This window comes from Klebsiella oxytoca NBRC 105695, from assembly GCF_001598695.1.
GTDB lineage: Bacteria > Pseudomonadota > Gammaproteobacteria > Enterobacterales > Enterobacteriaceae > Klebsiella > Klebsiella oxytoca.
Genome location: NZ_BCZK01000003.1, coordinates 386450 through 412722, shown reverse-complemented (window position 1 = coordinate 412722; position 26273 = coordinate 386450). Strand labels below are relative to the sequence as shown.

Sequence of the window (26273 nt, the reverse complement as noted above, 5' to 3'; positions counted from 1 at the left end):
ACGCGACCGGGGTGAGTGAGGAGAGCCAACAAAAATGCGGCTTGAAGGATGACGCGTATCAGACTGGCGGCAGATCGAACAGCAGTATCTCGCTATCGCCGTCAGCATGCACGGAAATCGCCTGCTCGTCCCAAATGGCCAGGCCATCGCTGGTGGTGGCCTTCGTTCCGTTGATGGTGACTTCACCTTTCACCACCTGGATCCACACCCGGCGTTCGGCGGCAATCTGATGCACCGACTGCTCATCTTTCAGCAGGGCCCAGCGGTACAGTTCCATATCCTGGTACACTTTCAGCGAGCCTTCGCGAGCATCCGGCGACAGCACCAGCTGTTTGCCCTGAACGGCGTCAAAGCGGCGCTGTTCGTAGCGCGGAGTGATGCCATTTTTTTCCGGCATAATCCAGATCTGGTACAGATGCAGTTTTTCCGTGGCGCTTGGGTTGTACTCAGAGTGACGAATACCGGTACCCGCGCTCATGATCTGAAACTCACCCGCCGGAACCTGCTCTTTGTTACCCATGCTGTCCTGATGCTCCACGGCCCCTTCCAGCACGTAGGTCAGAATTTCCATATCTTTATGCGGATGGGTACCGAAGCCCTGGCCTGCGTCGATCACGTCATCGTTGATAACCCGCAGCGCCGAGAAGCCCATAAAGTCAGGATCGTAATAGTTCGCGAAAGAGAAAGTATGCCAGGAATCCAGCCAGCCGTGGTTAGCGTGGCCGCGTTCGTTAGCTTTGCGTAAGTAGATCATGTTGCACCCCCATATGTTTTCGATGGGATAAGTGTGGACCCAATCCCCTGGCGATCATAGAGGGTGAAAATTGACTCCTCTGTTCAAAAAATATGAACAAGCACAGAGGAGCCGGAGTTGCTTATCCTGCAAGGGTTATAGTGGCGGGAGACGGCTGCTCAAAGCCGCGTTCAAGGATCTCGATATTCGTGAGAACCTCAGATTCCTTGACGAAATTAGGCTGGCCGTTAACGAGGGTTTCATACAGCGAATCATAGACGCGGCCATAGTCGCCGGTTTCAAGCGGAACCTCTTCCCGTACGGTTTCCCCTGCTTCATTGACGTACTCCAGCAGGCCCAACGTATCGTCCGCGCCGAATCCTGGCTCACCGGGCATGATATTCGCCTTCAGGCTGGTCTCCTGCTGGTCGATACCGTATTTAATAAATGACCCTTTATGACCATGGACGATGAATTTTGGGTAGGGCAGCTTCACCAGATGGCTGGATTTAACAATCGCTTTCAGATTGCCGTAGAACAGCTGGGCCTCAAAAGTATCGTCCGGGTTGGCCTGGTTGCGCAGGCTACGAATGTCGTAAGACACATGATCCGGGCGGCCAAACAGAGCAATAATTTGGTCCATGGTATGGACCCCCAGACCATAGAACGTCCCATCCTGCGGCAGGCCAGGCTTTCCACCATCTATCGGGCGATAGTTATCGAAATGGTTTTCAATCTCGACGAGCTCCCCCAGTTTGCCGCTCTCAATGACTTTCTTCGTGGTCAGAAAGCAGGAGTCAAAGCGGCGGTTCTGGTACGGAGTGACCGTCAGCCCTTTGCTTTTCGCCAGCGCGAATAGCGTCTTCGCCTCGTCCAGTGTCGGCGTAAAAGGCTTTTCGACCAGCACATTTTTACCCGCCTCCAGCGCCCGTTTGGCATAGTCAAAATGGCTGTCCGCGTGGGTACACACGATCACCAGCTTGACCTGCGGGTCGTTAAGCACTTCATCGAGATCGCTGGTGAAGTGGATGTGCGAATACTGCGGCGCCTGCTCCTCCGGCCTGGCGCTGCGGCGGAAGATATGCGCCACATGCCAGCTGTCTTTTCGGTGCAAAACATAGGGAAGATGGTAGCGGGTGGTACTTTTGCCGAATCCAATAAATGCGCAGTGTAAAGTCATAACGCTGTCCTTAGTTAATATCGCTGCTATTAACCATAGCGCAAGCCAGCAGCGAACTTAAACCCTACATTCAAAGGGGTATATTCTGAAATGTTAAATTTACCGTTCAAAATGATTGACCCCGCAGACTAATTTCTGGATAAGAGAAACCCTCAGGAAGAGAACATTTTTTATCCAGCGCGCTGGCGGTTAGTAAGCCACATCGTCCTTCTCTTTTCCAACCCACGATGACTAAGGAGTAGCCATCTCATTCGCATGGAAAGCAAGTATTTAGCCATAAATAGCGCTCTTCTCTTCTGGCTGCTTGGCCTGCTGGCATGGTGCTTCGAATCCACGTACATGGCCTTGTTATCTGGTTCTTTCTCCCTGTCATCCTTCGTTTTTCATTTTCAATACCATCGGGTTAACCATATGTTTAAAAAGAATAAAACTATCGACGTTACGCCACAGCCAGCCAGCGTACCCGCGCCGGTCAACGACAAAGTCACCTCTGCGGCCAGGAAGCCGGATACCACGGTCATCGCCAGCGGCATGCGCTTTGAAGGAAACATTATTGCGGCGGGTAATGTCGATATCTACGGCACGGTGAGCGGCGATATCGACGCGAAAGAGAACCAAATTAAGATCATGACCGGCGGCCTGCTGGAGGGAAACATTACCTGCCGCGAACTGGTTATTGACGGCTGCGTCATCGGCCAGTGCAGTAGCGATACCATTGAAATCGATAAAAACGGTAACGTCACCGGAACGCTGGCCTACCGTACGCTGGCCATTAAAAAGGGCGGCGTGTTTTCCGGCCAGGCAGAAGTGCTGCCGCCGGTCGCGGAAAAGAACAACGTGGTGGGATTCATCACAGATACCGCGGTAGAAACGAAAGAGAGAGCGGAAGCGCATACTGCCGAAGCGGCGCAGTAACCCACATCCGGGCGCAGGCTGAAAAAAAGCAAAAAAAAAAGCCAGCACCCGGCTGGCTAAAGTAATACTGGAAGCAATGTGAGCAATGTCGTGCTTTCAGGCTTTCCGCAAGGGTCTCCCTGAACGCAAAGCAATAATAATCATTCTCATTCGCACTTGTCCACCTCTTTTTGCAAAAAATAGTCGTTGATCCCTCTTTTAAAGTCAGTGATGTTTAGAAGGACGATTAACCCATCAAGGAAAATGAAGAATGAGCGACATAGTGATACGCCATGCCGAAGCCAAAGATTACGACGCAATCCGTCAGATCCATGCTCAGCCGGAGGTATATCGCAATACGCTACAGGTTCCTCATCCTTCCAGCCATATGTGGCACGAGCGACTAACCGACCGACCGGGCGTCAAACAGCTGGTCGCCAGCATAGATGACCAGGTCGTGGGACACCTCGCCATTGAGGTTATCCAGCGCCCGCGCCGGAGCCACGTCGCCGATTTCGGCATTTGCGTGGATTCACGATGGCACAATCGCGGCGTTGCCAGTGAGCTGATTCGCACCATGATCGACATGTGCGACAACTGGCTCCGCGTTGACCGTATTGAGTTGACGGTGTTTGTGGATAACGCTCCCGCGGTTGCGGTATATCAGAAATTAGGCTTTGAAATTGAAGGGACGGGGAGAAAGTATGCCCTGCGCAACGGCGAATATGTCGATGCCTACTTTATGGCGCGGCTGAAGGGGTGACGCTCAACTAACCCTCTCCCGGCAGGGAGAGGGTCGGGGTGAGGGTAAACCTAATACCCTGCGGTTAAATCATCCGGCGAACGCGGATCGGATGCGCCGTACAGCGTGCCATCCGGGCCAACCATAATACTCTGGGTGCTGCCCATCGCCTCTTTCACCGCCACTTTCTGCCCTTTGCTCTCCAGCAGCTTCAGCGTATCCGGGCTAAACCCCTTCTCTACCCGCAGTTCGTCCGGCAGCCATTGATGGTGGAAGCGCGGGGCGTTGGTGGCTTCCGCGACGTTCATCCCAAAGTCGATGGTGTTCACCACCATCTGCAGTACCGTGGTGATGATGCGGCTGCCGCCCGGGCTACCGGTCACCAGCCAGGTTTTGCCATCTTTCACCACAATCGTTGGCGACATCGATGACAGCGGACGTTTTTTCGCCTCGACGGCGTTAGCGTCGCCGCCCACCAGCCCGTAGACGTTCGGCACGCCGGGTTTAGCTGAGAAATCATCCATCTGATTGTTCAGCAGAATGCCTGAGTTCCCCGCCACGATACCGGTGCCAAAGGTGGTGTTCAGCGTATAGGTCACCGCAACGGCGTTACCGTCCTTATCCACCACCGAGAAATGGGTAGTCTGGTTGCTTTCATAGGGGGCCAGCTTGCCGGGGCGAATCTGGCTCGACGGCTTCGCCTTATTGACATCAATCTGCCCGGCAATCGATTTAGCGTAGGCTTTGCTGGTCAGCGCCTGCCACGGCACCTTGACGAAGTCCGGATCGCCAAGGTATTCCGAACGGTCGGCATAGGCGTGCTTTTCAGCTTCGGCCATCACCTGCATGGCGTCGGCGCTGCCGAAGCCGTACTTATGCATATCGAAGTTTTCGAGGATATTCAGGATCTGCACGATATGAATGCCCCCGGACGATGGGGGCGGCATGGAGAACACCTGATAGCCGCGATACTCGCCGCTCACCGGCGTACGTTCAACCGCGTTGTAATTCGCCAGATCCGCTTTGGTGATTAGTCCGCCGTTATTCTTCATCTCCGCGGCAATCTGGTCGGCGATCGCCCCTTTATAGAAGGCATCTGGCCCCAGCTCGGCAATCAGCTCCAGGCTTTTCCCCAGCTGTTTTTGCACCAGCTTATCGCCCTTTTTCAGCGGCTCGCCGTTTTTCCAGAAGATAGCCCGGCTGTTGGCATGGTCGGGGATCACTTCGCTGCCGTAGGTTTTCAGATCGTCGGCCAGCGCATCGTTGACCGTGAAGCCCTCTTCCGCCAGCTTAATGGCCGGACGGATCACTTTGTTGAGCGGCATCGTGCCGTATTTCTCCAGCGCGAGGGAGAAGCCGGCCACGGTTCCCGGGATGCCGGAAGCCAGATGGGAGGTCAGCGATTTCTTACTGTCCGGATTGCCCTGATCGTCGAGAAACATATCGCGGGTGGCTTGTTCAGGGGCCATCTCGCGGAAGTCAATTGCCGTGGTATTACCGTCTTTGGTTCGCAGCATCATAAACCCGCCGCCGCCGATATTACCGGCCTGCGGATGGGTGACCGCCAGCGCGTAGCCCACCGCCACGGCAGCATCCACCGCATTGCCGCCCTGACGTAAAATATCCACGCCAACCTTCGTTGCCAGCGTATCCACCGAGGCAACCATCCCCTGCTGAGCGCGAACCGGATGAAAAACATCTTCCTCTACACCATACGAGACCGGAGGCGGGGCGGGATCTGCCGCGACGGTAAAACTGCCGCCCGCCAGCAGCGCAGCGATGACCACCTGACGCCAGAGCGTTGTTCTTCTCATTGTCATACTCCTGAATTGTGTTTTATCCCCGTCGATACCCGTTATACTTCAGGCCGCACTTACGCTGTCCGCGCTCGTCACCCGCATCGCTTACCTGAGTAAGCTCATCGGGAGCCACCTTCTTGCGACTCGAATTATTTAGGGTATAAGCCTGGCTGATAAGTCCTAAAAGATCATTGTTACGCCGGAAACGGAGTAGACTTAAGCGATCCCACGAAGTGAGGAGAGAACAATGAAAGCAATGTTATATCTGGCGGCGCTGGTCCCGCTGAGCGTCATGGCGCAGCCGATCAATATCGACAATAACCCCAATCAGCCGGGGTACGTGGTGCCCAGCCAGCAGCGGATGCAAAATCAGATGCAGACCCAGCAAATGCAGCAGCAAAACAATCTGAAGCAGGGTATTCAGAGCCAGTCGCGCACGCAGCAGCAGCATCTTCAGACGCAGTTGAATAACGATCGGCAGCGGGTACAGCAGAATAACAACCTGAACCGGCAGCAGCCTCTACCCAACAACAACGGTGGGATGCTGCAGCGCCAGACGACCCCGTAAGGCCGCCTGCCGCCTGTTATGCCGAAAAGCGTGGGCCGATGAGATCAATCGCATCGGTGCAGATACAGTCAACGCCCCAACGCAGCAGTTCGGCGGCACGCTGCGGTTTATTAACGGTATAGACGAGAATATGCAGGCCCGCAGCCTTCAGGTTTGCCACTCGCGCTTCATCCAGCAGCTTGTGGTTGAGATGAATAGAGACGCAGCCAAGACGCGCGGTGAGTTCGCGCCAGTCGTTGCGCCACTCATCCAGCAGTAGCCCACGCGGTAGTTCGGGCGCTGCTTCCTGCGCCGCTTCCAGCGCATCGATTTCAAACGATGAGAGCAGCGGCGGCGTCATTCCCTGCCACAGCTCACGCGCCGCCAGCGCCACCGCTTTACCGGTCACCAGGCCGGTGCCGGTGGTCGGTTTAATTTCGATATTGGCCATCATGCCGTGCTGACGGCAGCGATCGGCCACTTCGCTCAGCAGCGGCAGCGGCTCGCCTTTGAATTTGCCGCTGTACCAGCTGCCGGCATCCACTTTTAGCAGATCGTTCCACGCCAGCTCGCCCGCCACGCCCCAGCCGTTGCTGGTGCGTTCAAGATTGTCATCGTGCAGTAAAAAAATGTGCCCGTCTTTCGATAACTTAGCGTCAAACTCAATCATCGTATGGCCGTAACGAGCGCCAGTATCGATGGCCGCCAGGGTATTTTCCGGGGCCAGTTTACCGCCGCCGCGGTGGGCGACGATATGGGGATAAGGCCAGTGACTCATGCGCGTTGTCCTGTTTCACTATCAAAAAGGTGCAGACTTTCCTGCGGCAGATGCAGCCACAGAGTGCTGCCCGCCTGCGGACGCTGCTGGTGCGGCAGCCGGACCACCAGCTTTTGCGCGCCCCAGCGCCCGTGAGCAAGGTTATCGGCGCCTAAAATTTCCAGCGTATCCATCACCAGCGGTACGCCCCCTTCCGTCCGGGAGCTTAAAGCAAAATGTTCCGGACGGATACCCAGCGTCATCTTACGCCCGGCATAGCGGCGATGCTCGCCGTTAATGGGTAAAAGCATCCCGCTCTCAAGCTCAAAGCGGCTTCCGTCGTCGCTGACCCGACCGTCCAGCAGGTTCATTGCCGGGCTGCCGATAAAGCTCGCCACAAAGCGGCTGGCCGGTTTTTCATAGACTTCGACCGGCGTACCAATCTGCTCGGCAATACCTTTATTCATCACCATTACCCGCTGCGCGAGGGTCATCGCCTCTACCTGATCGTGAGTCACGTACAGCGAGGTGGTTTTCAGCCGTCGGTGCAGCTGCTGCAGCTCAAGACGCATCTGCACGCGCAGTTTAGCATCGAGGTTGGAGAGCGGCTCATCAAACAGGAATACCGCCGGATCGCGTACGATAGCCCGTCCCATCGCCACGCGTTGGCGCTGGCCGCCTGAGAGTTCGCGCGGACGGCGTTTCAGCAGGCCGTCCAGCTCCAGAATGCGCGCCGCCTCCTGGACGCGCTCAGCAATTAATCCTTTGCCCAAACCGCGAATTTTCAGACCCCACGCCATATTCTCTTCCACGCTCATATGCGGGTAGAGGGCGTAGTTCTGGAACACCATCGCGATGCCGCGATCTTTCGGTTCCATTTCGGTAACACGCTTGCGGTCAATCCAGATATCGCCGCTGGTAACCCGCTCCAGACCCGCCACCATACGCAGCAGGGTTGATTTTCCGCAGCCCGAAGGGCCCACCATCACAATAAATTCGCCGTCCGCAACGTCCAGCGTCAGCGGTTGGATCACCTGGGTTTTGCCATCCCAGCTTTTGGTTACTGCCTGTAGCTTCAGTCCTGCCATTTTATTTCTCACTATCCACTAAACCACGCACAAACGCGCGCTGCATGGCTAAAACGATGACTACCGGAGGAATCAATGTGAGCAGCATCGCCGCCATCACCTGATTCCACTGCGTGGTGCCCTGGCCGATGGCGATCATCCCTTTGATGCCCGCGACCGCGGTGCCGAGATTCACGTCGGTAATAATCAGCAGCGGCCACAAATACTGGTTCCAGCCGTAAATAAAGGTGATGACGAACAGCGCCGCCAGGTTGGTTTTCGACAGCGGCAGGACGATGTCGCGGAAAAAGCGCATCGGCGATGCGCCGTCGATACGTGCGGCCTCGATAAGCTCGTCCGGCAGGGTCATAAAGAACTGGCGAAACAGGAAGGTCGCGGTCGCCGAGGCCATCAGCGGCAGCGTGAGTCCGGCATAGCTGTCGAGCATTTTCAGGTTGGCGATCACTTCCACCGTCGGGAAAATACGCACCTCAACCGGCAGCATCAGCGTGATGAAGATCATCCAGAAGAACAGGTTGCGCAGCGGAAAACGAAACCAGACGATGGCGAAAGCGGAGAGCATCGAGACCGTAATTTTGCCCACCGTGATGCCGAAGGCCATGATGAAGCTGTTGAGCATCATCAGCCAGAACGGCGCGCTATTGGCCCCTACGCCGTTCACCCAGATAAACTTCATGTTTTCGAGAAGATGCCCGCCGGGTATCAGCGTCATCGGCGTGTCAAAGACCGCTTTACTGTCCAGCGTCGCCGCAACAAAGGCGACATACAGCGGGAACAGAATGACCGCGATCCCTAAAATCAGCATCGTGTGGCTGAAAATCGTCAGCCCGCGACGGTTTTCAATCATTGGTAGCGCACCTTTTTCTCAACGTAACGGAATTGCACCACCGTCAGAATAATGACGAGGAACATCAGCACCACCGACTGGGCGGCGGAAGCGGACAGGTCGAGCCCCGCGAAACCTTCACGGTAGATCTTATAAATCAGCGTCGTCGTCGCCTGCACCGGCCCGCCGCCGGTTGCGGCATCGATAACCGGAAAGGTATCAAAGAAGGCGTACACCAGATTCACTACCAGCAGGAAGAAACTCACCGGGGCGATCAGCGGTAGCGCCAGCCTGAAGAAGCGGCGAACCGGCCCGGCGCCGTCAATCGCGGCGGCTTCAACCAGCGAGCGGGGAATCGATTGCAGCGCAGCAAAGAAGAACAGGAAGTTGTAACTAATCTGCTTCCAGACCGAGGCGAAAACCACGAGGAACATCGCCTGACCGCTATTCTGTGCGTGGTTCCAGTCATAGCCCATTTCGCCGAGAAGATGGGTAATCAGCCCGCGTCCAGGGTTGAATAAGAAGATCCACAGCACCGCCGCCACCGCGGGCGCAACGGCATAGGGCAGGAGCATCAGCGTTTGATAGAAGCGGCTGCCGCGCACCACATAATCGACCAGTGCGGCGAAAAACAGCGAGATCAGCAGACCGCTGACGGTAACCATCGTACTGAACTTAATGGTGGTCCAGAAGGAGTCCAGGTAATACGGATCGTGGAACAGGGCTAAAAAGTTGTCCAGGCCGACAAACTGGCTGGAGAGCCCAAAAGGATCGACGCTCTGCAGCGAATACCACAGCGCTTCGCCAGCGGGCCAGATAAAGAATACGACGGTGATAACCAGCTGCGGCGCGACCAGCACATAGGGCAGCCAGCGGGATTTAAACACCGGACGGGATGATGACATAGTTAAACTCTGCGTTGTTTTCCCCTCACCCCGGCCCTCTCCCAAAAGGCAAGGAAGAGGAGTGCGCCGAACGGTCCCTCTCCGCTTTCGGGAGAGGGTGAGGATGAGGGACGGGCTAAAAGATTACGACTTCGTTGACTGTTCGAAACGGCGCAGCAGCTGATTACCGCGCTCAACCGCGGCGTCAAGCGCCTGCTGGGGCGTTTTCTTACCGGTCCACACGCTTTCCAGCTCTTCATCCACGATGGTGCGGATCTGCGGCATATTGCCCAGACGCAGCCCTTTGGTGAACGGCAGCGGCGGCTTATTCAGCATCTGACGCGTCGCAATATCCGCACCCGGATTCTTATCATAGAAACCCTGCTCGCGGGTCAGGTTATAAGCAGCGGTGGTAATCGGCAGATAGCCAGTTTTCTGGTGCCATTCGGCCGCGTTTTCCGGTTTAGTCAGGAAATCGAGAAATCTGGCGACCCCGGTATAGGTTTCTTTGTCTTTCCCCTGCATCACCCACAGGCTGGCCCCGCCGATAATGGCGTTTTGCGGCGCGCCTTTCACGTCGGCGTCGTACGGCATCATCCCTACGCCATAGTTGAACTTCGCGTACTGACGAATATCCGCCAGCGAGCCGGAGGAGGCGGTGGTAATGGCGCAGTCGCCGTTATAGAACTTCTCGGTGGATTCGTCTTTACGCCCGAAGTAGCTGAAGTCGCCTTTCTTGTTCAGTTCTTCGAGCAGGGCGATATGCTTGACCTGCTCCGGCTTGTTGAACTCCAGCACCGCGTCGGTACCGTCGAAGCCGTTGTTTTTGGTGGCCACCGGCAGGCCGTGCCAGGCGCTGAAGTTTTCAATCTGGATCCAGCCCTGCCAGCCGCTGGCGTAGCCGCATTTCATCCCGGCAGCCTTCAGCTTCGCGGTATACGCCGCCAGATCCTGCCAGGTTTTCGGCGGCTGTTCCGGATCTAACCCGGCTTTTTTAAAGGCGTCTTTGTTGTAGTACAACACCGGCGTGGAGCTGTTAAACGGTTGAGAGAGCAGGTGTCCGGTTTTCGAATCAGTGTAATAACCGGAAACGGTGGGAACGAACTGCGTTTCGTCAAACTGAATGCCCGCATCGCTGAACACCTGATAAACCGGCTTAATCGCCTTTGAGGCCATCATCGTCGCGGTGCCGACTTCATAAACCTGTAATAGCGCCGGCGCGTTGCCGGTACGGAAGGCGGCGATGCCTGCGCTCAGGCTCTGCTCATAGTTGCCTTTATACACCGGGACAATTTTATAGTCCGGGTTGGCTGCATTAAAACGTTGCGCCAGTGAATCAACTTCTTTCCCCAACTCCCCTTCCATCGAGTGCCAGAACGGGATAGTGGTTACCGCCAGGGCTTGTCCGGCAAATGCCAGGCTGAGCGCCAGTCCTAAAGCTGTATGTCGTAACGATATCATCGGTTATCTCTCTTGTTGTTCCGGATGCGCGATTTCACGCGTTTTATGTTCGCGGGGGTAACATGACATGCTCGAATGACAGAAAAATAACTATTGCATTACAAAAATATTACAATAAATTGGCAAAAACATGATGAAACGGTGAAAAAAAAGTGGCAGGGAAATGGCAAGGGAAAAAGAGAGGCGGCGCAGACTACAGATAAACGGGGATCTGTAGTTAAATAGAGTGCGTTAAAGAGCACTCTACGGCGAGCCGTCAAAAGGAAAAATATGAAGACGCTTCATAAACCTACCGAGCGCGTTTTGCTCATTCTGGAAACCTTAGCCAACGCGGATGGAATGACGCTTTCCGAGCTATCGCTCAAAACGGATATTTCCAAGGGAACCATTTTCCCGATCCTCAAATCACTGCAGTATCGCAAATATATCAGTCACGACGATCGCAACGGGATTTACACTCTGGGGATCTCCTGCGCGGTTCTGGCCAGTGCCACCGTCGAAAAAGAGTTCTGGCTGAAAACGATCAATAGCGAAATGCACGCGGTGGTCACTGAATGCAACGAAGTTTGCCAGCTCGGCATTCTGGATGACGCCTGGGTACTGTATGTTGATAAAGTCCAGGGCGATCAAACCGTGCAGCTGGTCTCTAAGGTAGGGACGCGCCTGCCGGCAATCTGCTCCGCCCTGGGCAAGGCGCTGCTGCATAAGCACCGCGACGAAGAGATTCTGGAGCTCTATCCGCAGGGTTTTCCTTCCGTTACCGCCCGCAGCGTAAAGAATATGGCCCAGCTTCGTCAGCAGCTGGATATGGTTGCCGCCAACGGTTATGCCATGGACGATCGGGAAATCAACGACGATACCATCTGCTTCGCCGTCCCCCTGCAGCAGAAAGGCATTATTCTGGCGGCGATCAGCGTCTCATTGCCCTCTTTCCGCGCCAGCGATGAAAAAACGCAGCAGGTGATTCGTGCGCTAAAAGAGGCCAAGGGTCGTATCGAAAGCGTGCTGAATAAGCTGCCTGATATTAAAAATTACTGATTTATTTGCTAACGGCGCCTTCGGAATTGTGATTACCCACACAATACCGATATTTAATGATCCACCGTGGCGCCCGACTATTCTGCATAATTCCCCATCTATTCATTGACTTAATCAATTACCCGCACGACTTTGGCGCCATTTGACTTCACGTCGATGGCGTGTTTACTTATGTTTAATCGCAAATACAAACGCTTTTTGTATATACGAACAACAAAGAGGTTTAATATGCAAAGTCATTACATCACCCCGGCAATAACGGTTTTTGATGAGCAGGGCAGGCTGGATCCTGAAGGCAACTTTCGCCTGTATGATTTCATTAAAAGCAGCGTATCGGGATTTGTCGTCATGGGCAGTACCGGGGAGTTTTTCTCGCTGGATATGAAAACATCCCGTCAGGTAATTCAAATGACGGCAGAGTTCCCGCGCGAGGGAATAAAGGCCTATGCGGGTACCAGCCGCATGGATATTGACGAGTGCGTAGAGCTGGCTAACTATGCAGATGAGTGCGGACTGGATGGCGTCATGATTATCAGCCCGTGGTACTTCCGCCTGACTGATGAAGGCATTTATACATTTTATAGCCAGATAGCTCGCCGCACCGCCGCCAAAATATTTATTTATAACTTCCCGGAACGTACCGGCTATTGCGTCTCGCCAGAGGTCTGTTTACGACTTGCCAGAGAGTTCCCAAACATTGTCGGTCTTAAAGACACCATTCCGGACACCAATCACACGTCGCAGGTGATTCGCCAGGTAAAATCTGAACTACCGTATTTTGAAGTCTATGCCGGTTATGACAATAACTTCGCGCACAATGTCCTGGCGGGGGGCGATGGATGTATCGGCGGGTTATCCAATATTTGCCCTGAAATATTCCGCGACTGGATGCTGGCATTTAACGATAACGATTTGCAGCAAATTTCGCGGTATCAGCAAAAAGTGGATGGGTTAATGGATATTTACGCGGTTAACGATCCGTTCATTCCAACATTTAAAAAAGCGCTACAGCTGCGCGGAATTATTCAGTCCGACCGCTGCACGCCACCGTTTAGCTCACTCACAACCGGCCAGACCGAAAGTATTTTGCGGATACTTTCCCGTGCTGGTATTGAAATTAATGCCTGACCCCCACGCGGAGGTATTATGAAAACCATCACAGCTTACGACAATCCGGCCCTCAATTCCGCGATTACGAAATCATGGAAGCGCCTGGTGCCACTGATGTTTATTTTGTACTTCATCGCCTTTATCGACAGGGTGAACGTGGGATTCGCTAAAGAGGCGATGCAGGTGGATATTGGGCTCTCCAATTCCGCCTTCGCCCTCGGGGCAGGGATCTTTTTCGCCGCCTATGCGCTATTTGGCATTCCCGCAAACCTGATCCTGAATAAAATTGGCGCGCAGAAATGGTTAAGCATCACTACTGCGCTGTGGGGCGTTCTCTCTGCCCTCACCGGACTGGTGCAGACGGAAACCCAGTTTATTGTTCTGCGTTTTTTACTGGGATTAGGCGAAGCCGGTTTTTATCCCGGTATTCTGCTGCTGGCCTCCATCTACTTTCCCAATAAAGTTCGCGCATCCGTCGTCGGTATCTTCGTACTCGGCGTACCGCTGGCGCTGACCTTAGGCTCGCCCATCTCCGGCGCGCTGCTGGAAATGCACGGTTTCCTTGGTAAACCCGGCTGGTTCTGGATGTTCTTTATTGAAGGCATTCCGGCGGTCATCATGGGGATCTTCGCCTGGTTCTGGCTCGACGATACGCCGGCCAAAGCGCGCTTCCTGAACGAAGAAGAGAAAAAGGCGCTGATTGCCCAGCTACAGCAGGAGCAGCGGCAGACGGAAACCAGCAGCGTTGGTACCGCGCTGAAAAGCCTTAAAGTCTGGCACCTGGCGCTGATCTACGGCACCATCCAGATCAGCGTGTACGGACTGATGTTCTTCCTGCCTTCGCAAGTCGCCTCGCTAATGGGTTCCACGCTCGGCTTTAAAGAGTCGCTGGTCGCCGCCATTCCGTGGGCCTGCTCCGCCGTCGGCGTCTATTACATTCCGCGTCTGGCGGACAAAATGCCGGCTCGCCGGGTACTGATTTCGGTCATCTGCATGCTGGCTGCGGCGCTGGGGCTGTTTGTTTCTGCCTGGTCCGGCCCGGTGCTCGCCATTGCCGCGCTCTCGCTGTCGGCCATCGGCTTTCTCTCCGTGCAACCCATTTTCTGGACTTTCCCGGCGCAGATTGTGTCAGGCTCGGCGCTGGCCGCCAGTATCGGCTTTTGCACCACCATGGGCGCGTTTTGTAGCTTCCTGGCGCCGCTCATTCGCGTTGAGGTCGATACCTTCTTCGGCAATGATTCGGCGGGCCTGGTCGCACTGTCGCTGATTACCGTCTGCTGTGCGCTGCTGATTGCCGCTCTTGCCGGCAGAAAAGCGACAAACGGCGTTGCGGTTACCCATCACTAAGTCCTGATGCGCTTATAACAAAGGATAAATAACATGCAGACCATCTTAAAGATTGACCCTACTGATAACTTAATCGTTGCGCTGCAGGACTTACGCAAAGAACAGCGGGTTCACTGGAACGATGAGGCCTACGTTCTGCGTAGCGATGTCAAAGCCAAACATAAATTTGCCACCGAGGATATTGCGCCCGGCGATATCGTTTCGCTGTACGGCGTACCGGTCGGTAAAGCGACGCGCCCCATCACCCGGGGCGAAGCCATCACAACGGAGAATATCAAACACTACGCGGCCCCGGTTACGCTTGACGATGTCGCCCCCTATGACTGGCAGCAGCCGGATATTTCCGCCTGGCAGCAGCGGACGTTTAAGGGAATCGTGCGTGAAGATGGCCGGGTCGCCACCGCAAACTACTGGCTGGTCATTCCGCTGGTATTCTGTGAAAACCGCAACGTTCAGCGCGTCACCGATGCGCTAAACGACGCCCTTGGCTACGCCAATAACGGCCTGAAAAATTTTGCTCGCCAGGTGACATCGGCAGGGGCTTTAAACGATACCCGACATCTGCCCTTTCCGCATCTTGACGGTATTCGCTGTATTACCGTTAATTCCGGCTGCGGCGGCGCCACCTCGGACAGCATGACGATGTGCGACGTGCTGGCCGCCTATTCCGATCATCCTAACGTTCTTGGCGTGACGGTCTTCGCCCTCGGCTGTGAAAAAGCGCGAATTGTTGATTTCAACGCCGCGCTGGCGAAGCGCAACCCGAACTTCAGCAAACCGATTATTTACTTCAGGCAGCAGGACTGGAGTAGCGAAGAGAAAATGATGCAGGATGCGTTAACCGAAACTTATAACGCGATCCGCGAAGCCCCCGTCGCCGAGCGGCAGGACGTCCCGCTCTCCCACCTCAAAATCGGCGTGAAGTGCGGCGCTTCTGACGGGTTCTCGGGGATCAGCGCAAACCCGGCGATGGGCGAAGTGTCAGATCGTCTCGTCGCCCTCGGCGGCGCATCGGGGCTGGCGGAATTCCCCGAGCTGTGCGGCGCGGAAGGGGATATCGTTCAGCGCTGCGCGACCCGGGAGCTGAAAGAGAAGTTTTTGTCGCTGATGAAAAACTATGAGCATGTCGCGAACTTCTTCGGCACCACCATCGCCGATAACCCCAGCCCGGGAAACATTGCCGATGGGCTGATCACTGACGCGATAAAATCCGCCGGCGCGGCGAAAAAAGGCGGCAGAGCGCCGGTTAGCGCGGTATGCGACTATGCCGAACCGATGGGAGAAAGCGGCCTTTCGCTGGTCTGCACGCCGGGCAACGATGTGGACGCGGTAACGGGCCTGGTCGCGGCGGGGTGCAACGTGGTGATCTTCTCAACCGGGTTGGGTACGCCGACGGGGAACCCTATCGTTCCGGTTCTCAAAGTTTCAACCAACACCGCGCTCGCAAAAAAGATGCCGGATATTATCGATTATGACTGCGGGCCGATTATCGAAGGCACGCCGCTGGCGGATATCGCCGACGGCCTGTTTGAGAAAATCATCGCTACCGCCAGCGGAACCTGGCGCACCAAAGCGGATGCGCTCGAACAGTATGATTTTATGCTGTGGAAACGCTCTCTGGAGCTGTAGGAGTCAAGTAAAACGCCCGGCAGATGCCGGGCGTTTTGTCTTCACTACCCGCCCAGATAGGCGCTGCGTACCGCTTCATTCGCCAGCAACGCGTCGCCGGTATCCTCAAGCACCACGTGACCGTTTTCCAGCACGTAGCCGCGGTCGGCCAGCTTCAGCGCCTGGTTGGCGTTCTGCTCGACGAGGAAGATAGTCATCCCCTGCTCGCGCAGCTGTTCGATGGTATCGAAGATTTGCTGAATGATAATCGGCGCCAGGCCGAGCGAAGGCTCATCCAGCAGCAGCAGGCGCGGCTGGCTCATCAGCGCGCGCCCGATGGCCAGCATCTGCTGCTCGCCGCCGGACATGGTGCCCGCCCGCTGAACCCGGCGCTCATGCAGGCGCGGAAACAGCTCATACACCCATTTAATACGGGTCTGAAACTGGTCGCGATCGGCAAAAAAACCGCCCATCGCCAGGTTCTCTTCCACCGTCATCCGCGAGAAGACCCGGCGCCCTTCCGGCACGATCGCCACCGCTTCGCGCATGATTTTCGCCGTCTGCCAGTCGGTAATATCTTTACCGTCGAAAACCACGCGGCCGCTGGAGGCGCGCGGGTCGCCGCACAGGGTACCCAGCAGCGTGGTTTTCCCCGCACCGTTGGCACCAATCAGGGTGACAATTTCTCCCTGATTGATATGCAGACTGACGTTGTGCAGCGCCTGGATTTTGCCGTAATGCGCGCTGACGTTGTCAAAAGATAACATCACTTTTTCCATCTTATGCGTCACCACCATTATGCTTCACCTAAATAGGCGCGGATCACGTCCGGGTTGTTGCGGATCGCTTCCGGCGTACCGTTGGCCAGCGGCGTGCCCTGGTTTACCACGTAAATACGGTCGGAAATGCCCATCACCAGCTTCATATCGTGCTCAATCAGCAGGATGGTGGTGTTGTGATGGCTGCGTAGCTCGACGATCAGCTCATCCAGCTCTTTGGTCTCTTTCGGGTTTAGCCCCGCGGCGGGCTCATCCAGCATCAGGATTTCCGGCTGGGTCACCATGCAGCGGGCGATCTCCAGACGGCGCTGGTCGCCGTAGGCCAGGTTACTGGCCTGGCGGTTGGCGTGTTCGAGCAGGCCAATACGCTCAAGCCAGGTCGCGGCGCGATCGAGCGCTTCGCTCTGGGCGCGGCGGAAGGATGGCGTCTTCAGCAGGCCGGAGAAAACCCCGGTTTTCAGCTGCTGATGCTGTGCCACCAGCAGGTTTTCAATCACCGTCATTTCGCGGAACAGACGCACGTGCTGGAACGTTCGCACTACGCCCATGCGGGCAATCTGCTGGCCCGGCAGCCCTTCCAGATGCTGGTCACGCAGCATAATAGTGCCGCCAGTGGGCTTGTAGAAACCGGTCAGACAGTTAAAAACGGTGGTTTTGCCCGCGCCGTTCGGGCCGATAAGCGAGACAATTTCCCGCTCGCGCAGCTCCAGCGACACGTTGTTAACCGCCAGCAGACCGCCGAAACGCATCATCAGACCGTTTACGGATAATAATGGCTGACTCATGCCTGCTCTCCTTTTGCCTGACCGTTTTTCAGCTTCAGCTGCGGACGCGTCATCGGCAGAAGCCCCTGCGGACGCCAGATCATCATCAGTACCATCAGCGCGCCCAGCATCAGCATGCTGTACTCATTGAAATCACGCATCAGCTCGCGCGAGACCACCAGCAGAACCGCCGCCAGGATCACCGCAAACTGAGAGCCCATACCGCCGAGAACCACAATCGCCAGCACAAAGGCCGACTCGGCGAAGGTGAAGGATTCCGGGCTGACGAAGCCCTGACGGGCGGCGAACAGCGTTCCGGCAAAACCGGCAAACGCGGCGCTGATGGTAAAAGCGGTCAGCTTGATGCGCGTCGGGCTGAGGCCCAGCGAGCGACAGGCGATTTCATCTTCGCGCAGCGCTTCCCACGCGCGGCCCAGCGGCATACGCAGCAGACGGTTAATCACGAACAGACTTAACACCACCAGCAGCAGAGCGACCAGGTAGAGAAAAATGACGCGATCGGAGGGGTCGTACTTCACGCCAAAGAAGTTGCTGAACGTATCCCAGCCGCCTTCACGGGCGCTGCGGCTAAATTCAAGGCCGAAGAGCGTCGGTTTTGGGATCTGGCTAATGCCGTTCGGGCCGCCGGTTATTTCGGTGTTGTTAAGCAGCAGGATGCGCACGATTTCGCCGAAGCCGAGCGTGACAATCGCCAGATAGTCGCCGCGCAGACGCAGGACCGGGAAGCCAAGCAGGAAGCCCGCCGCCGCCGAAACCAGCCCCGCCAGCGGCAGGCAGGTCCAGAAGCCCAGGCCGTAATAGTGGTTCAGCAGCGCAAAGGTATAGGCGCCGATGGCATAAAAACCGCCGTAGCCCAGCACCAACAGGCCGGAAAGTCCTACCACCACGTTAAGACCCAGGCCGAGGATGATATAGATCATCGTCAGCGTGGCGATATCCACCGTCCCGCGCGACACCATAAACGGCCACGCCACGGCGATAACCAGCAGGGCGATCAGGAATAGCTTCTGTTTTACCGTCGAACCGTCGATAGCCGGCAGAATAAACTTCGGCCCGGAGACGTTCTTCATGGTTTTCTGAAAAATGGGACGCAGCAGCTGGAAGAAGAAAACCACTGCGGTTCCGATAAAGATCCACTGCCAGCGGATATCGGCGGCGGTATCCACCACCAGCTTCGTGCCGTCAAGCTCCAGCTGCACGCCCATAAAGACGCCCGCCAGGATAAAGAACATAACTGCCGACAGCAGCGCCATCGCAAAATGCATCGGTTTCATACTTTTTCTACCTCCGGACGGCCCAGGATGCCGGTAGGCATCACCAGCAGAACCAGGATCAGCAGCGCGAAGGAGACCACGTCTTTATATTCCGTGCTGAGATAGGCAGAAGAGAGCGCTTCGGCAATACCGAGGATCAGCCCGCCGATCATCGCGCCAGGAATGCTGCCGATGCCGCCCAGAACCGCAGCGGTGAAGGCCTTCATCCCGGCCATAAAGCCGATGTAGGGGTTGATAACGCCGTAAAACTGTCCGAGCAGAACGCCGGCAACCGCCGCCATTGCCGCGCCGATCACAAAGGTCAGCGCAATCACGCGGTCGGTGTTAATCCCGAGCAGGCTGGCCATTTTCAGATCTTCAGCGCAGGCGCGGCAGGCGCGCCCCATGCGGGAATAGCGAATAAACAGCGTCAGCGCCAGCATGGCGATAAACGTCACCACCCAGATCACCAGTTGCATGGTGGTAATGGTCGCGGAGAAGTTGTCGCTACTGCCCACCGTCCACTGGCCGTTAAACAGGCTTGGCAGCGCGACATCGCGCGAGCCTTCCGTCAGGCTGACGTAGTTTTGCAAGAAGATCGACATCCCGATGGCGGAGATCAGCGCAATCAGGCGTTTTGAGCTGCGCACCGGCCGGTAGGCCACGCGCTCGATACTCCAGCCGTAAGCGCTGGCAATCACGATAGCGCCGACGAATCCAGCGGCAACCAGCAGCCAGCTGGTATCAATACCCATCATCATCAGGGCGGCAATGATCATGAAGGAGACGTAGCTGCCAATCATATACACCTCGCCGTGGGCGAAGTTGATCATGCCGATAATGCCGTACACCATGGTATAGCCGATGGCAATCAGCGCATAGGTGCTTCCCAGCGTGACGCCGTTAAACATCTGCTGCAAAAAATAGAGAAACTGCTCGGACATAAGGTAACCTTTTTCAACCCGCCCGCTTTGCACGGGCGGTGGGATAACTTGTCTTATGGCTTATTTCGCGAGGGTGGATGACCCATCCGCGTGCCACTGGAAGACACCAAACTCAAATCCCTTCAAATCGCCTTTTTCGTCCCAATTCAGCGGCCCAATCACGGTTTTCGCGCCGTGAGCTTTCAGATCTTTGATTAAATCCAGCGGCTCCTGGCTTCCGGCCCGGTCCATCGCCTGCGCCAGTGACTGTACGGCGGCGTAGGTGATCCAGACATACGGACCGCTCGGGTCCTTCTTCTCCGCTTTGAGCGCGTCAACGATAGCGCTGTTAGCCGGGTCCTGGTCATAGCGTTTTGGCATCGTGACCAGCATGCCTTCCGCCGCATCGCCCGCGATATTGGACAGCGACGCGTTACCCACGCCTTCCGGGCCCATAAACACGGTTTTCAGCCCTACGGAACGCGCCTGGCGCAGCATCTGACCCATTTCCGGGTAGTAGCCGCCGTAGTAAACGAAGTCGATATTCTCTTTTTTCAGGCGCGCCAGCAGCGCGGAGAAGTCTTTTTCGCCAGCGGTGATGCCGTCGAAGAAGACGATATTCGCGCCGCCTTTTTTCAGGCTCTCCTGAACAGAGCGCGCTAAGCCTTCACCGTACTGCTGTTTATCATGAATGATAGCAATACGCTGCGGTTTGACGGTTTCCATGATGTATTTAGCGGCGGTCGGCCCCTGCGAGGAGTCCAGACCCGCAGTACGCATGATGTACTGATAACCGCGCTGAGTCAGCTCCGGGTTAGTCGCTCCCGGGGAGATCATCAGAATACCTTCATCTTCGTAGATATCGGATGCGGGCTGAGTGGAAGAAGAGCAGAGATGGCCGATAACATACTGGATGCCGTCATTGACGATTTTGTTCGCCACCGCCACGGCCTGTTTCGGGTCACAGGCGTCATCGTACTCTACGCCGACCAGCTTATCGCCCTTAATGCCGCCCTGAGCGTTAATGTCTTTGATTGCCTGGCGCGCGCCGTTAAATTCCATATCGCCCCACTGGGCTACCGGGCCAGACATCGCGCCAACAACGGCGACCTTAATATCTTTGGCAAAAGCCGTCTGGGACATCGCCAGTGCGACTAACCCCGCGATAACCGTTTTCGCGTTCCTTTTCATGCTGCAGAATCCCGTTCGTGATGTGGTGTAAATATTTTGTATTTTTATGGTTAAAAAGCATTCTGTGCTTTTATTAAACAACGCTACTTTTACCATTATCTTTAATGGTTTAGCGAGGTTTTTTGCCTGAATCCAGAGTAAATTCTCTATTTTTCAGGCGATTAAGCAAAGATAATATTCTGTATTTACGGGAAGATAAACAAAAAAAGTCCAGCAAACAGCATAAAATAACGATACATAAGGCGGAATAAAACGCTATATATCAGGTTAAAATTCTGCTTATTTTTCGATCCATGATGAATTGCTCTACCCTGTTCCTTCCAGGAAAACGAATCCCCTGATGACCAGGCAAAAAACGGCGCTCCGCCTGGCGGGGAATTTGGATACACTGACGCATCCGTTTTAACTGGACTCACCGAGCATGAAATTGACCATTATTCGTTTACAACACTTCAGCGATCAGGATCGTATCGACTTAGGGAAAATCTGGCCGTCGCAGGATCTCGCGGCACTGGCGATAGATGAGAGCCATCGTATTTACGCCGCCCGCTTCAACGAGCGTCTGCTGGGAGCGGTACGTATTACGCTGAATGGCGTTGAGGGCGAACTCAGCGCGCTGTGCGTGCGTGAAGTGACCCGCCGTCGCGGCGTCGGGCAATATTTAGTGGAAGAAGCGCTAAAGGATAATCCAGAAATCACCAGTTGGCGGATTGCGGATGCCGGCGTGGAAGACCGCGGCGTGATGGCGGCGTTTATGCAGGCGCTGGGCTTTAGCGCGCAAACGGGCGGTTGGGTAAAAAATCAGTAAATAGACGAAAGAAGGCTGAACATTCCCGGATTGCGGCCGAACGCCTTACCCGGGCGACAAAAAACCAGACCGCACCAGCCTGTAGCCCGGGTAAGCGCAGCGTGACCCGGGAAGAAACCGCACCAATGCATCAACCCCGGTGCATTCCCCGGGTTGCGGCTGACGCCTTACCCGGGCTACCGACTAAAAAAGGCAACTTACGTTGCCTTTTTGCTTTTACCTTTCTCCTCGCCTATGCGAAGAGGCAAGGATCAACTGATTTAACCCTGCATTTCGCGCTGCAGAAAGGCGTCAAGACCCGAAATCCCCGGGAGCTTACATCAGTAAGTGACCGGGGTTGAGGGGCGCAGACAACGCCTCTGCGGCGCGAAAGGCGCAGGTTAAATTATTTGGCGTCGGTCGCTGTGCCATTGGCATGCCAGGTAAACACACCGAATTCGAAGCCTTTCAGGTCGCCCTTCTCGTTCCAGGAGAGCGGCCCCATCACGGTCTCAACCGTTGCCCCTTTCAGGTATTTCGCGATTTCAGCCGGATCGTCAGACTGATTCAGGCCCGCTTCCAGCGACTGCAGCGCGGCATAGGTGGTCCACACGAACGCGCCGCTCGGATCCTGTTTCTTCGCCTTGATCGCATCCACAATCGGTTTGTTCGCCGGAACCTGGTCGTAGTTTTTCGGCTTGGTGACCAGCATACCTTCCGCAGAAGCGCCCGCGATATTAGACAGCGACACGTTGGCGACACCTTCCGGCCCCATAAACTGCGTTTTCAGGCCAGCGGCGCGAGACTGACGCAGGATCTGCCCCATCTCCGGGTGATAGCCGCCGTAGTAAACGAAGTCGATATTCTCTTTTTTCAGACGCGCCACCAGGGTGGAGAAGTCTTTCTCGCCGGCGGTGATGCCATCAAAGAACACCACGTTGGCGCCACCCTTCTTCAGATTATCCTGTACAGCACGGGCCAGGCCTTCGCCGTACTGCTGCTTATCGTGAACAATCGCGATACGCTGTGGTTTCACGCTTTCCAGAATATATTTGGCGGCGGTTGGCCCCTGGTCGGAGTCCAGGCCGGTAGTGCGCAGAATCAGGTGATAGCCGCGAGCTGTCAGCTCCGGCGCGGTGGCCGCCGGGGTGATCATCAGCACGCCTTCATCTTCATAGATATCAGACGCCGGCTGGGTGGAAGAAGAGCACAGGTGGCCGATAACGTATTTGATACCGTCGTTAATCACTTTGTTGGCGACGGCAACCGCTTGTTTCGGGTCACAGGCGTCATCGTACTTTACCATCTGCAGCTTATTGCCTTTGATACCGCCTTTAGCGTTGATATCCGCAATAGCCTGCTCTGCGCCAGTGAACTCCTGGTCGCCGTACTGCGCTACCGGACCGGACATCGCGCCAACAACGGCCACTTTGATATCCTCGGCCATTGCCGCACCGCTCATGATTAAGGCAATACATCCTGCCAGTAACGCTTTACCCTTCATATTCATCCTGAGGCTCCCCATTATTATGGTTTTTGCATTTGTTGTGATGTTGTTTATTAGCGCATTATTCTAATTAGACACATAAGTAAAGCATATGATAGTTAGATTAGGGTCTGCCGCCTGCGCTTTTGCAGCACACTATGCTAAACATACCGTCATTCAGGAGAATTGGAAACGATAAAATTGCGGAGTATGTAACAGATAAGTGACAAATAAAAACCCGCGCCGGAATAAACCGAACGCGGTGGCATGAGCGACGGTACTACCAGCCCGCAGGCAGGTAGCCAAAGGCGGAAGCAATGGCGTAGGCGGCGCTGCAAAGATAGAGCAATACGATGAAGATCTGGATTAAAGGATGCGTAATCAGCGCCGGGCAGGTCCAGCCGGGATTGATATCACCCTGCCTGCGCGAGCCTTTAAGGATCAGGATCGGCATGATAGATAAAATCACCCCGCTAAATACCCCGGCAAAATAGAGCGCATTCACGAAGGATACCATCCCACTGTAGGCCAGAATGAAAGGCGGTACGGCGACCACTAACAGCACCTTAAAGCGTTTCAACGGCTGCTCGTCGTTGCCAAGGCGAAACTGATCGAAGATATTGGTCAGGAAGCTGCCGCCCAGCCCCCAATAGGAGGTCAGCATCGCGCAGAGCGCAAAAAGGTTTGCCGAGAAGAAGGCCCACTCGCCGAGCGCACGGCCCCAGGAAATGGTCGCCACATCAGAAATATTATCCAGCCCGCTTAATGCAATCACCGAGAGCGGGACCAGCGCCAGCAGGCAAAAGGTTAATAACATCCCCACCATAATGGCCTTCGGCAGTTTCTCCGGTTTATCAGCGAAACCGCGCGCCATTTCCGGCACGATATACTGCGCGGAGAAGCAGAACGCGACAACGTTAAATACCGGCACCATATACAGCCAGTTACCATCCAGCAAATAGCCGACGCTGGCGGTCTCTTTCAGCAACGTCGCGGCGACAAGTATGGTTATCATGACGACCATGCCGATACTGATAAATTTCTCGCCCCGGCCAATCGCCTTCAGGCCAAGATAAAGTACCCCGGCCGCCGGAATAAAAAACAGCGCGCTGCCGAGAGCCGGCGAGATACCGAATAACGAATGCAATAATTTACCGCTGCCGGTCATATAGGCCGTCAGCGCGCCGACGCTGTTGACGCAAACAGAGAGGAACATCATCAGCGCGCCAAAGCGGCCAACGTAGCGCTGCGACAGGCCGCTAAGCTGCAGATGCTTGCGCGTGCGCAGCGTCGACTCCGCTACGTAGAGCATGGTAATGGTCGTCAGACTACCGACCACAATCAGCCAAAACAGCAGCGGCAGAAAGCCCGCTTTGCTGGAGGCATAGGCGATGGATAGCACCCCTGCGCCGATATTGGTGCCGACGATCATTGACACGCCTTCAATGAAACTCAGGGATTTTGCAGGTACAGCGGTACGCTCCCGGCTCGTCAGAACCGAAGAAAAGGTGGAGTTGTCAGACATAATATTTTCCGTTTTATTCCGGCAGCGTGCGCTGCCGGAAAAAAGGTGATATCAGGGTGATAAACCACTCACGCTGAGCATGAATAACCAGTCTGCGGCCTCCTGTTTCTGTTCGGCTTCCGTGCCGCCGCAGCCTGACCGGACGAAAAGTTAGCGCTTCAGCACGCGGGCCAGAATATCCAGCGCTTTCGTAAACTGCGCATCCGGAATCGTTAACGGATAGAGGAAGCGAATAACGTTGCCATAGACGCCGCAGCTCAGCAGCAGCAGGCCGTTCTCCTGGGCTTGTTGCTGGATTTGACGGGTGATCTCCGCCGACGGCTCCCCGGTTTGCGGATCGTTAAACTCCACCGCCACCATCGAGCCCTGACCGCGAACGTCAGCAATGGCCGGGCAGCTTTGACGCGCCTGATTCAACACCTCTTTCAGATGGCTGCCTAAGCGCTCAGCGCGCTGGCACAGCTGTTCTTCTTCAATCACGTCCAGCACAGCGTGCGCCGCCGCGACCGCCAGCGGGTTACCGGCATAGGTGCCGCCCAGGCCGCCCGGCGCAGGCGCATCCATCACCTCGGCGCGACCTACCACGCCGGAGAGCGGGAAACCGCCGGCCAGGCTTTTGGCCATCGTCATCAGGTCAGGCTTCACATCATAGTGCTGCATCGCAAATAGCTTACCGGTGCGCGCAAAGCCGGTTTGTACTTCATCGGCAATCAGCAGAATGCCGTGGGTATCGCACAGCGCGCGCAGCGCCTGCATAAAATCAGGCGGGGCAACGTTAAAGCCGCCTTCCCCCTGAATCGGCTCCAGCACAATCGCCGCCACCTGATCGGCCGCGATATCCGCTTTGAAAATGCGCTCCAGGCTCTTCATCGCGTCGGCGGTGGTAATGCCATGGGCGGCGTTAGGGTAGACGGCGTGATAAACCGAGCCCGGGAACGGGCCGAAACCAATCTTGTAAGGCGCCACTTTGCCGGTCAGCGCCATGGTCATAAACGTACGACCGTGGAAGCCGCCGCCGAAGGTAATCAACCCCGGACGGCCGGTATAAGCGCGCGCGATTTTCACCGCGTTTTCAATGGCTTCCGCCCCGGTGGTAAAGAACGCCGTTTTTGCCGGACCGTCAATCGGCGCCAGTTCGTTAATCCGCTCGGCCAGCGTGACATAGCTTTCGTACGGGACAATCTGGTAAGCCGTGTGGGTAAAGGCCTGCAGCTGCTGTTCAACGGCGGCAACGATTTTTGGGTGGCGATGGCCGGTATTCAGCACCGCGATGCCGGCGGCGAAATCGATCACCTCATTCCCTTCAATATCCCACAGCGTAGCGTTCTCCGCTTTCTCAACAAAGTAGCTGCACATCACCCCTACGCCGCGTGGAGTCGCCTGCTGGCGACGCTGATTCAGTTCTGAACTTTTCACCGGGAATCTCCTGTCATGTGTGTCACGTTATCGCAACAAATCCGAAACTATGTCGTTTATTTACACAGGATTTGGCCCTATAATCGAGTACCAATTCAGATTATCTGAGGGATC

Annotated in this window: 24 protein-coding genes; 8 read left to right on the top strand and 16 right to left on the bottom strand. The window is 55.6% G+C overall.

All coding sequences use genetic code 11. From position 1 onward, the window contains the following. Positions 1-58: 58 nt before the first annotated feature. Together KO1_RS07730 and KO1_RS07725 are read right to left on the bottom strand one after the other, a co-directional pair. A complete protein-coding gene (locus KO1_RS07730) occupies positions 59-754 on the bottom strand; it encodes a pirin family protein (protein WP_023321717.1) in 696 nt (231 codons plus the stop codon). A gap of 121 nt (positions 755-875) precedes the next feature. After that, positions 876-1913, bottom strand: coding sequence for an oxidoreductase (locus KO1_RS07725; protein WP_017145300.1), 1038 nt, complete (start codon positions 1911-1913; stop codon positions 876-878). A 255-nt stretch (positions 1914-2168) separates the two neighbouring features. Between KO1_RS07725 and KO1_RS07720 the strand changes: the two genes are divergently transcribed. Further along, positions 2169-2828: a bactofilin family protein gene (locus KO1_RS07720; RefSeq protein WP_004106503.1), complete on the top strand. Its 660-nt coding sequence runs from the start codon at positions 2169-2171 to the stop codon at positions 2826-2828. A 250-nt stretch (positions 2829-3078) separates the two neighbouring features. Next, complete coding sequence (gene yhhY, locus KO1_RS07715; RefSeq protein WP_004106504.1) at positions 3079-3570, top strand: N-acetyltransferase; 492 nt, start codon at positions 3079-3081, stop codon at positions 3568-3570. Between the two features lie 50 nt (positions 3571-3620). Here the strand turns inward: yhhY and ggt are convergent, their stop codons facing one another. Then, positions 3621-5363, bottom strand: coding sequence for a gamma-glutamyltransferase (ggt, locus tag KO1_RS07710; RefSeq protein WP_024274781.1), 1743 nt, complete (start codon positions 5361-5363; stop codon positions 3621-3623). 232 nt (positions 5364-5595) lie between these two features. On the opposite strand from ggt, the gene KO1_RS07705 reads away from it, so the two are divergent. Then, entirely contained in the window at positions 5596-5916 is a 321-nt protein-coding gene (locus KO1_RS07705) for a DUF2756 family protein (RefSeq protein ID WP_004106506.1), read from the top strand. A gap of 16 nt (positions 5917-5932) precedes the next feature. On the opposite strand, the gene ugpQ is transcribed toward KO1_RS07705, so the two are convergent. The 5 genes from ugpQ to ugpB form a co-directional block, all read right to left on the bottom strand. Then, positions 5933-6673 carry a glycerophosphodiester phosphodiesterase gene (gene ugpQ, locus KO1_RS07700; protein ID WP_004106507.1) on the bottom strand — a complete coding sequence of 247 codons (741 nt, stop codon included), beginning with the start codon at positions 6671-6673 and terminating at the stop codon, positions 5933-5935. Next, on the bottom strand, positions 6670-7740 hold the full coding sequence (locus KO1_RS07695) for a sn-glycerol-3-phosphate import ATP-binding protein UgpC (protein ID WP_024274782.1): 1071 nt from the start codon (positions 7738-7740) through the stop codon (positions 6670-6672). The genes ugpQ and KO1_RS07695 overlap by 4 nt, the downstream gene beginning before the upstream one ends. Position 7741: 1 nt before the next feature. Next, a complete protein-coding gene (gene ugpE / locus KO1_RS07690; protein WP_004116045.1) occupies positions 7742-8587 on the bottom strand; it encodes a sn-glycerol-3-phosphate ABC transporter permease UgpE in 846 nt (281 codons plus the stop codon). Beyond that, positions 8584-9471 carry a sn-glycerol-3-phosphate ABC transporter permease UgpA gene (ugpA, locus tag KO1_RS07685; RefSeq protein WP_004106512.1) on the bottom strand — a complete coding sequence of 296 codons (888 nt, stop codon included), beginning with the start codon at positions 9469-9471 and terminating at the stop codon, positions 8584-8586. The genes ugpE and ugpA overlap by 4 nt, the downstream gene beginning before the upstream one ends. Before the next feature lie 123 nt (positions 9472-9594). After that, on the bottom strand, positions 9595-10911 hold the full coding sequence (gene ugpB, locus KO1_RS07680; RefSeq protein WP_004106515.1) for a sn-glycerol-3-phosphate ABC transporter substrate-binding protein UgpB: 1317 nt from the start codon (positions 10909-10911) through the stop codon (positions 9595-9597). 270 nt (positions 10912-11181) lie between these two features. Here ugpB and KO1_RS07675 point away from each other — a divergent pair, with 270 nt between their 5' ends. The 4 genes from KO1_RS07675 to KO1_RS07660 all read left to right on the top strand — a co-directional run bounded on the left by KO1_RS07675 (position 11182) and on the right by KO1_RS07660 (position 16035). Further along, the gene (locus tag KO1_RS07675; protein WP_047720551.1) at positions 11182-11949 is read left to right on the top strand and encodes an IclR family transcriptional regulator; all 768 of its coding nucleotides are present in this window, start codon (positions 11182-11184) and stop codon (positions 11947-11949) included. A gap of 228 nt (positions 11950-12177) precedes the next feature. Further along, positions 12178-13077 carry a dihydrodipicolinate synthase family protein gene (locus KO1_RS07670; protein ID WP_049593672.1) on the top strand — a complete coding sequence of 300 codons (900 nt, stop codon included), beginning with the start codon at positions 12178-12180 and terminating at the stop codon, positions 13075-13077. A gap of 18 nt (positions 13078-13095) precedes the next feature. After that, positions 13096-14406 (top strand): MFS transporter, encoded by a 1311-nt coding sequence (locus KO1_RS07665; protein WP_004116060.1) that lies wholly within the window; start codon positions 13096-13098, stop codon positions 14404-14406. Between the two features lie 33 nt (positions 14407-14439). Further along, on the top strand, positions 14440-16035 hold the full coding sequence (locus KO1_RS07660) for a UxaA family hydrolase (protein WP_004116062.1): 1596 nt from the start codon (positions 14440-14442) through the stop codon (positions 16033-16035). A gap of 44 nt (positions 16036-16079) precedes the next feature. Here KO1_RS07660 and livF read toward each other — a convergent pair whose 3' ends face one another. The 5 genes from livF to livK are packed head-to-tail and all read right to left on the bottom strand — an operon-like array spanning position 16080 to position 20945. After that, positions 16080-16793, bottom strand: a complete 714-nt coding sequence (gene livF, locus KO1_RS07655) for a high-affinity branched-chain amino acid ABC transporter ATP-binding protein LivF (RefSeq protein ID WP_004126158.1) — start codon at positions 16791-16793, stop codon at positions 16080-16082. Between the two features lie 17 nt (positions 16794-16810). Continuing rightward, the gene (gene livG, locus KO1_RS07650; RefSeq protein WP_004106537.1) at positions 16811-17578 is read right to left on the bottom strand and encodes a high-affinity branched-chain amino acid ABC transporter ATP-binding protein LivG; all 768 of its coding nucleotides are present in this window, start codon (positions 17576-17578) and stop codon (positions 16811-16813) included. Beyond that, entirely contained in the window at positions 17575-18852 is a 1278-nt protein-coding gene (livM, locus tag KO1_RS07645) for a branched chain amino acid ABC transporter permease LivM (RefSeq protein ID WP_004106539.1), read from the bottom strand. Before livM ends, livG begins: the two co-directional genes overlap by 4 nt. After that, complete coding sequence (gene livH / locus KO1_RS07640) at positions 18849-19775, bottom strand: high-affinity branched-chain amino acid ABC transporter permease LivH (protein ID WP_004106541.1); 927 nt, start codon at positions 19773-19775, stop codon at positions 18849-18851. The genes livM and livH overlap by 4 nt, the downstream gene beginning before the upstream one ends. A 60-nt stretch (positions 19776-19835) precedes the next feature. Beyond that, positions 19836-20945, bottom strand: coding sequence for a high-affinity branched-chain amino acid ABC transporter substrate-binding protein LivK (gene livK, locus KO1_RS07635; RefSeq protein WP_023321723.1), 1110 nt, complete (start codon positions 20943-20945; stop codon positions 19836-19838). Positions 20946-21366: 421 nt separating this feature from the next. On the opposite strand from livK, the gene panM reads away from it, so the two are divergent. After that, on the top strand, positions 21367-21753 hold the full coding sequence (gene panM / locus KO1_RS07630) for an aspartate 1-decarboxylase autocleavage activator PanM (RefSeq protein ID WP_004116081.1): 387 nt from the start codon (positions 21367-21369) through the stop codon (positions 21751-21753). Positions 21754-22138: 385 nt separating this feature from the next. Here panM and KO1_RS07625 read toward each other — a convergent pair whose 3' ends face one another. The 3 genes from KO1_RS07625 to KO1_RS07615 form a co-directional block, all read right to left on the bottom strand. After that, the gene (locus tag KO1_RS07625; RefSeq protein ID WP_016807580.1) at positions 22139-23242 is read right to left on the bottom strand and encodes a branched-chain amino acid ABC transporter substrate-binding protein; all 1104 of its coding nucleotides are present in this window, start codon (positions 23240-23242) and stop codon (positions 22139-22141) included. Positions 23243-23498: 256 nt separating this feature from the next. Continuing rightward, positions 23499-24743 (bottom strand): aromatic amino acid transport family protein, encoded by a 1245-nt coding sequence (locus tag KO1_RS07620; protein WP_004106549.1) that lies wholly within the window; start codon positions 24741-24743, stop codon positions 23499-23501. A 150-nt stretch (positions 24744-24893) separates the two neighbouring features. Then, positions 24894-26159, bottom strand: a complete 1266-nt coding sequence (locus KO1_RS07615; RefSeq protein ID WP_023321726.1) for a 4-aminobutyrate--2-oxoglutarate transaminase — start codon at positions 26157-26159, stop codon at positions 24894-24896. Positions 26160-26273: the final 114 nt, after the last annotated feature.

Excerpts from the sequence above, each read along its gene's own strand:
- KO1_RS07730 (WP_023321717.1), bottom strand. The coding sequence starts at position 754 with ATGATCTACTTACGCAAAGCTAACGAACGCGGCCACGCTAACCACGGC.
- ugpA (WP_004106512.1), bottom strand. The coding sequence starts at position 9,471 with ATGTCATCATCCCGTCCGGTGTTTAAATCCCGCTGGCTGCCCTATGTG.
- ugpQ (WP_004106507.1), bottom strand. The coding sequence starts at position 6,673 with ATGAGTCACTGGCCTTATCCCCATATCGTCGCCCACCGCGGCGGCGGT.
- ugpB (WP_004106515.1), bottom strand. The coding sequence starts at position 10,911 with ATGATATCGTTACGACATACAGCTTTAGGACTGGCGCTCAGCCTGGCA.
- ggt (WP_024274781.1), bottom strand. The coding sequence starts at position 5,363 with ATGAGAAGAACAACGCTCTGGCGTCAGGTGGTCATCGCTGCGCTGCTG.
- KO1_RS07665 (WP_004116060.1), top strand. The coding sequence starts at position 13,096 with ATGAAAACCATCACAGCTTACGACAATCCGGCCCTCAATTCCGCGATT.
- ugpE (WP_004116045.1), bottom strand. The coding sequence starts at position 8,587 with ATGATTGAAAACCGTCGCGGGCTGACGATTTTCAGCCACACGATGCTG.
- KO1_RS07720 (WP_004106503.1), top strand. The coding sequence starts at position 2,169 with ATGGAAAGCAAGTATTTAGCCATAAATAGCGCTCTTCTCTTCTGGCTG.
- KO1_RS07675 (WP_047720551.1), top strand. The coding sequence starts at position 11,182 with ATGAAGACGCTTCATAAACCTACCGAGCGCGTTTTGCTCATTCTGGAA.
- KO1_RS07695 (WP_024274782.1), bottom strand. The coding sequence starts at position 7,740 with ATGGCAGGACTGAAGCTACAGGCAGTAACCAAAAGCTGGGATGGCAAA.
- livH (WP_004106541.1), bottom strand. The coding sequence starts at position 19,775 with ATGTCCGAGCAGTTTCTCTATTTTTTGCAGCAGATGTTTAACGGCGTC.
- livK (WP_023321723.1), bottom strand. The coding sequence starts at position 20,945 with ATGAAAAGGAACGCGAAAACGGTTATCGCGGGGTTAGTCGCACTGGCG.
- KO1_RS07670 (WP_049593672.1), top strand. The coding sequence starts at position 12,178 with ATGCAAAGTCATTACATCACCCCGGCAATAACGGTTTTTGATGAGCAG.
- livM (WP_004106539.1), bottom strand. The coding sequence starts at position 18,852 with ATGAAACCGATGCATTTTGCGATGGCGCTGCTGTCGGCAGTTATGTTC.
- panM (WP_004116081.1), top strand. The coding sequence starts at position 21,367 with ATGAAATTGACCATTATTCGTTTACAACACTTCAGCGATCAGGATCGT.
- KO1_RS07620 (WP_004106549.1), bottom strand. The coding sequence starts at position 24,743 with ATGTCTGACAACTCCACCTTTTCTTCGGTTCTGACGAGCCGGGAGCGT.
- KO1_RS07705 (WP_004106506.1), top strand. The coding sequence starts at position 5,596 with ATGAAAGCAATGTTATATCTGGCGGCGCTGGTCCCGCTGAGCGTCATG.
- KO1_RS07660 (WP_004116062.1), top strand. The coding sequence starts at position 14,440 with ATGCAGACCATCTTAAAGATTGACCCTACTGATAACTTAATCGTTGCG.
- yhhY (WP_004106504.1), top strand. The coding sequence starts at position 3,079 with ATGAGCGACATAGTGATACGCCATGCCGAAGCCAAAGATTACGACGCA.
- KO1_RS07625 (WP_016807580.1), bottom strand. The coding sequence starts at position 23,242 with ATGAATATGAAGGGTAAAGCGTTACTGGCAGGATGTATTGCCTTAATC.
- livG (WP_004106537.1), bottom strand. The coding sequence starts at position 17,578 with ATGAGTCAGCCATTATTATCCGTAAACGGTCTGATGATGCGTTTCGGC.
- KO1_RS07725 (WP_017145300.1), bottom strand. The coding sequence starts at position 1,913 with ATGACTTTACACTGCGCATTTATTGGATTCGGCAAAAGTACCACCCGC.
- livF (WP_004126158.1), bottom strand. The coding sequence starts at position 16,793 with ATGGAAAAAGTGATGTTATCTTTTGACAACGTCAGCGCGCATTACGGC.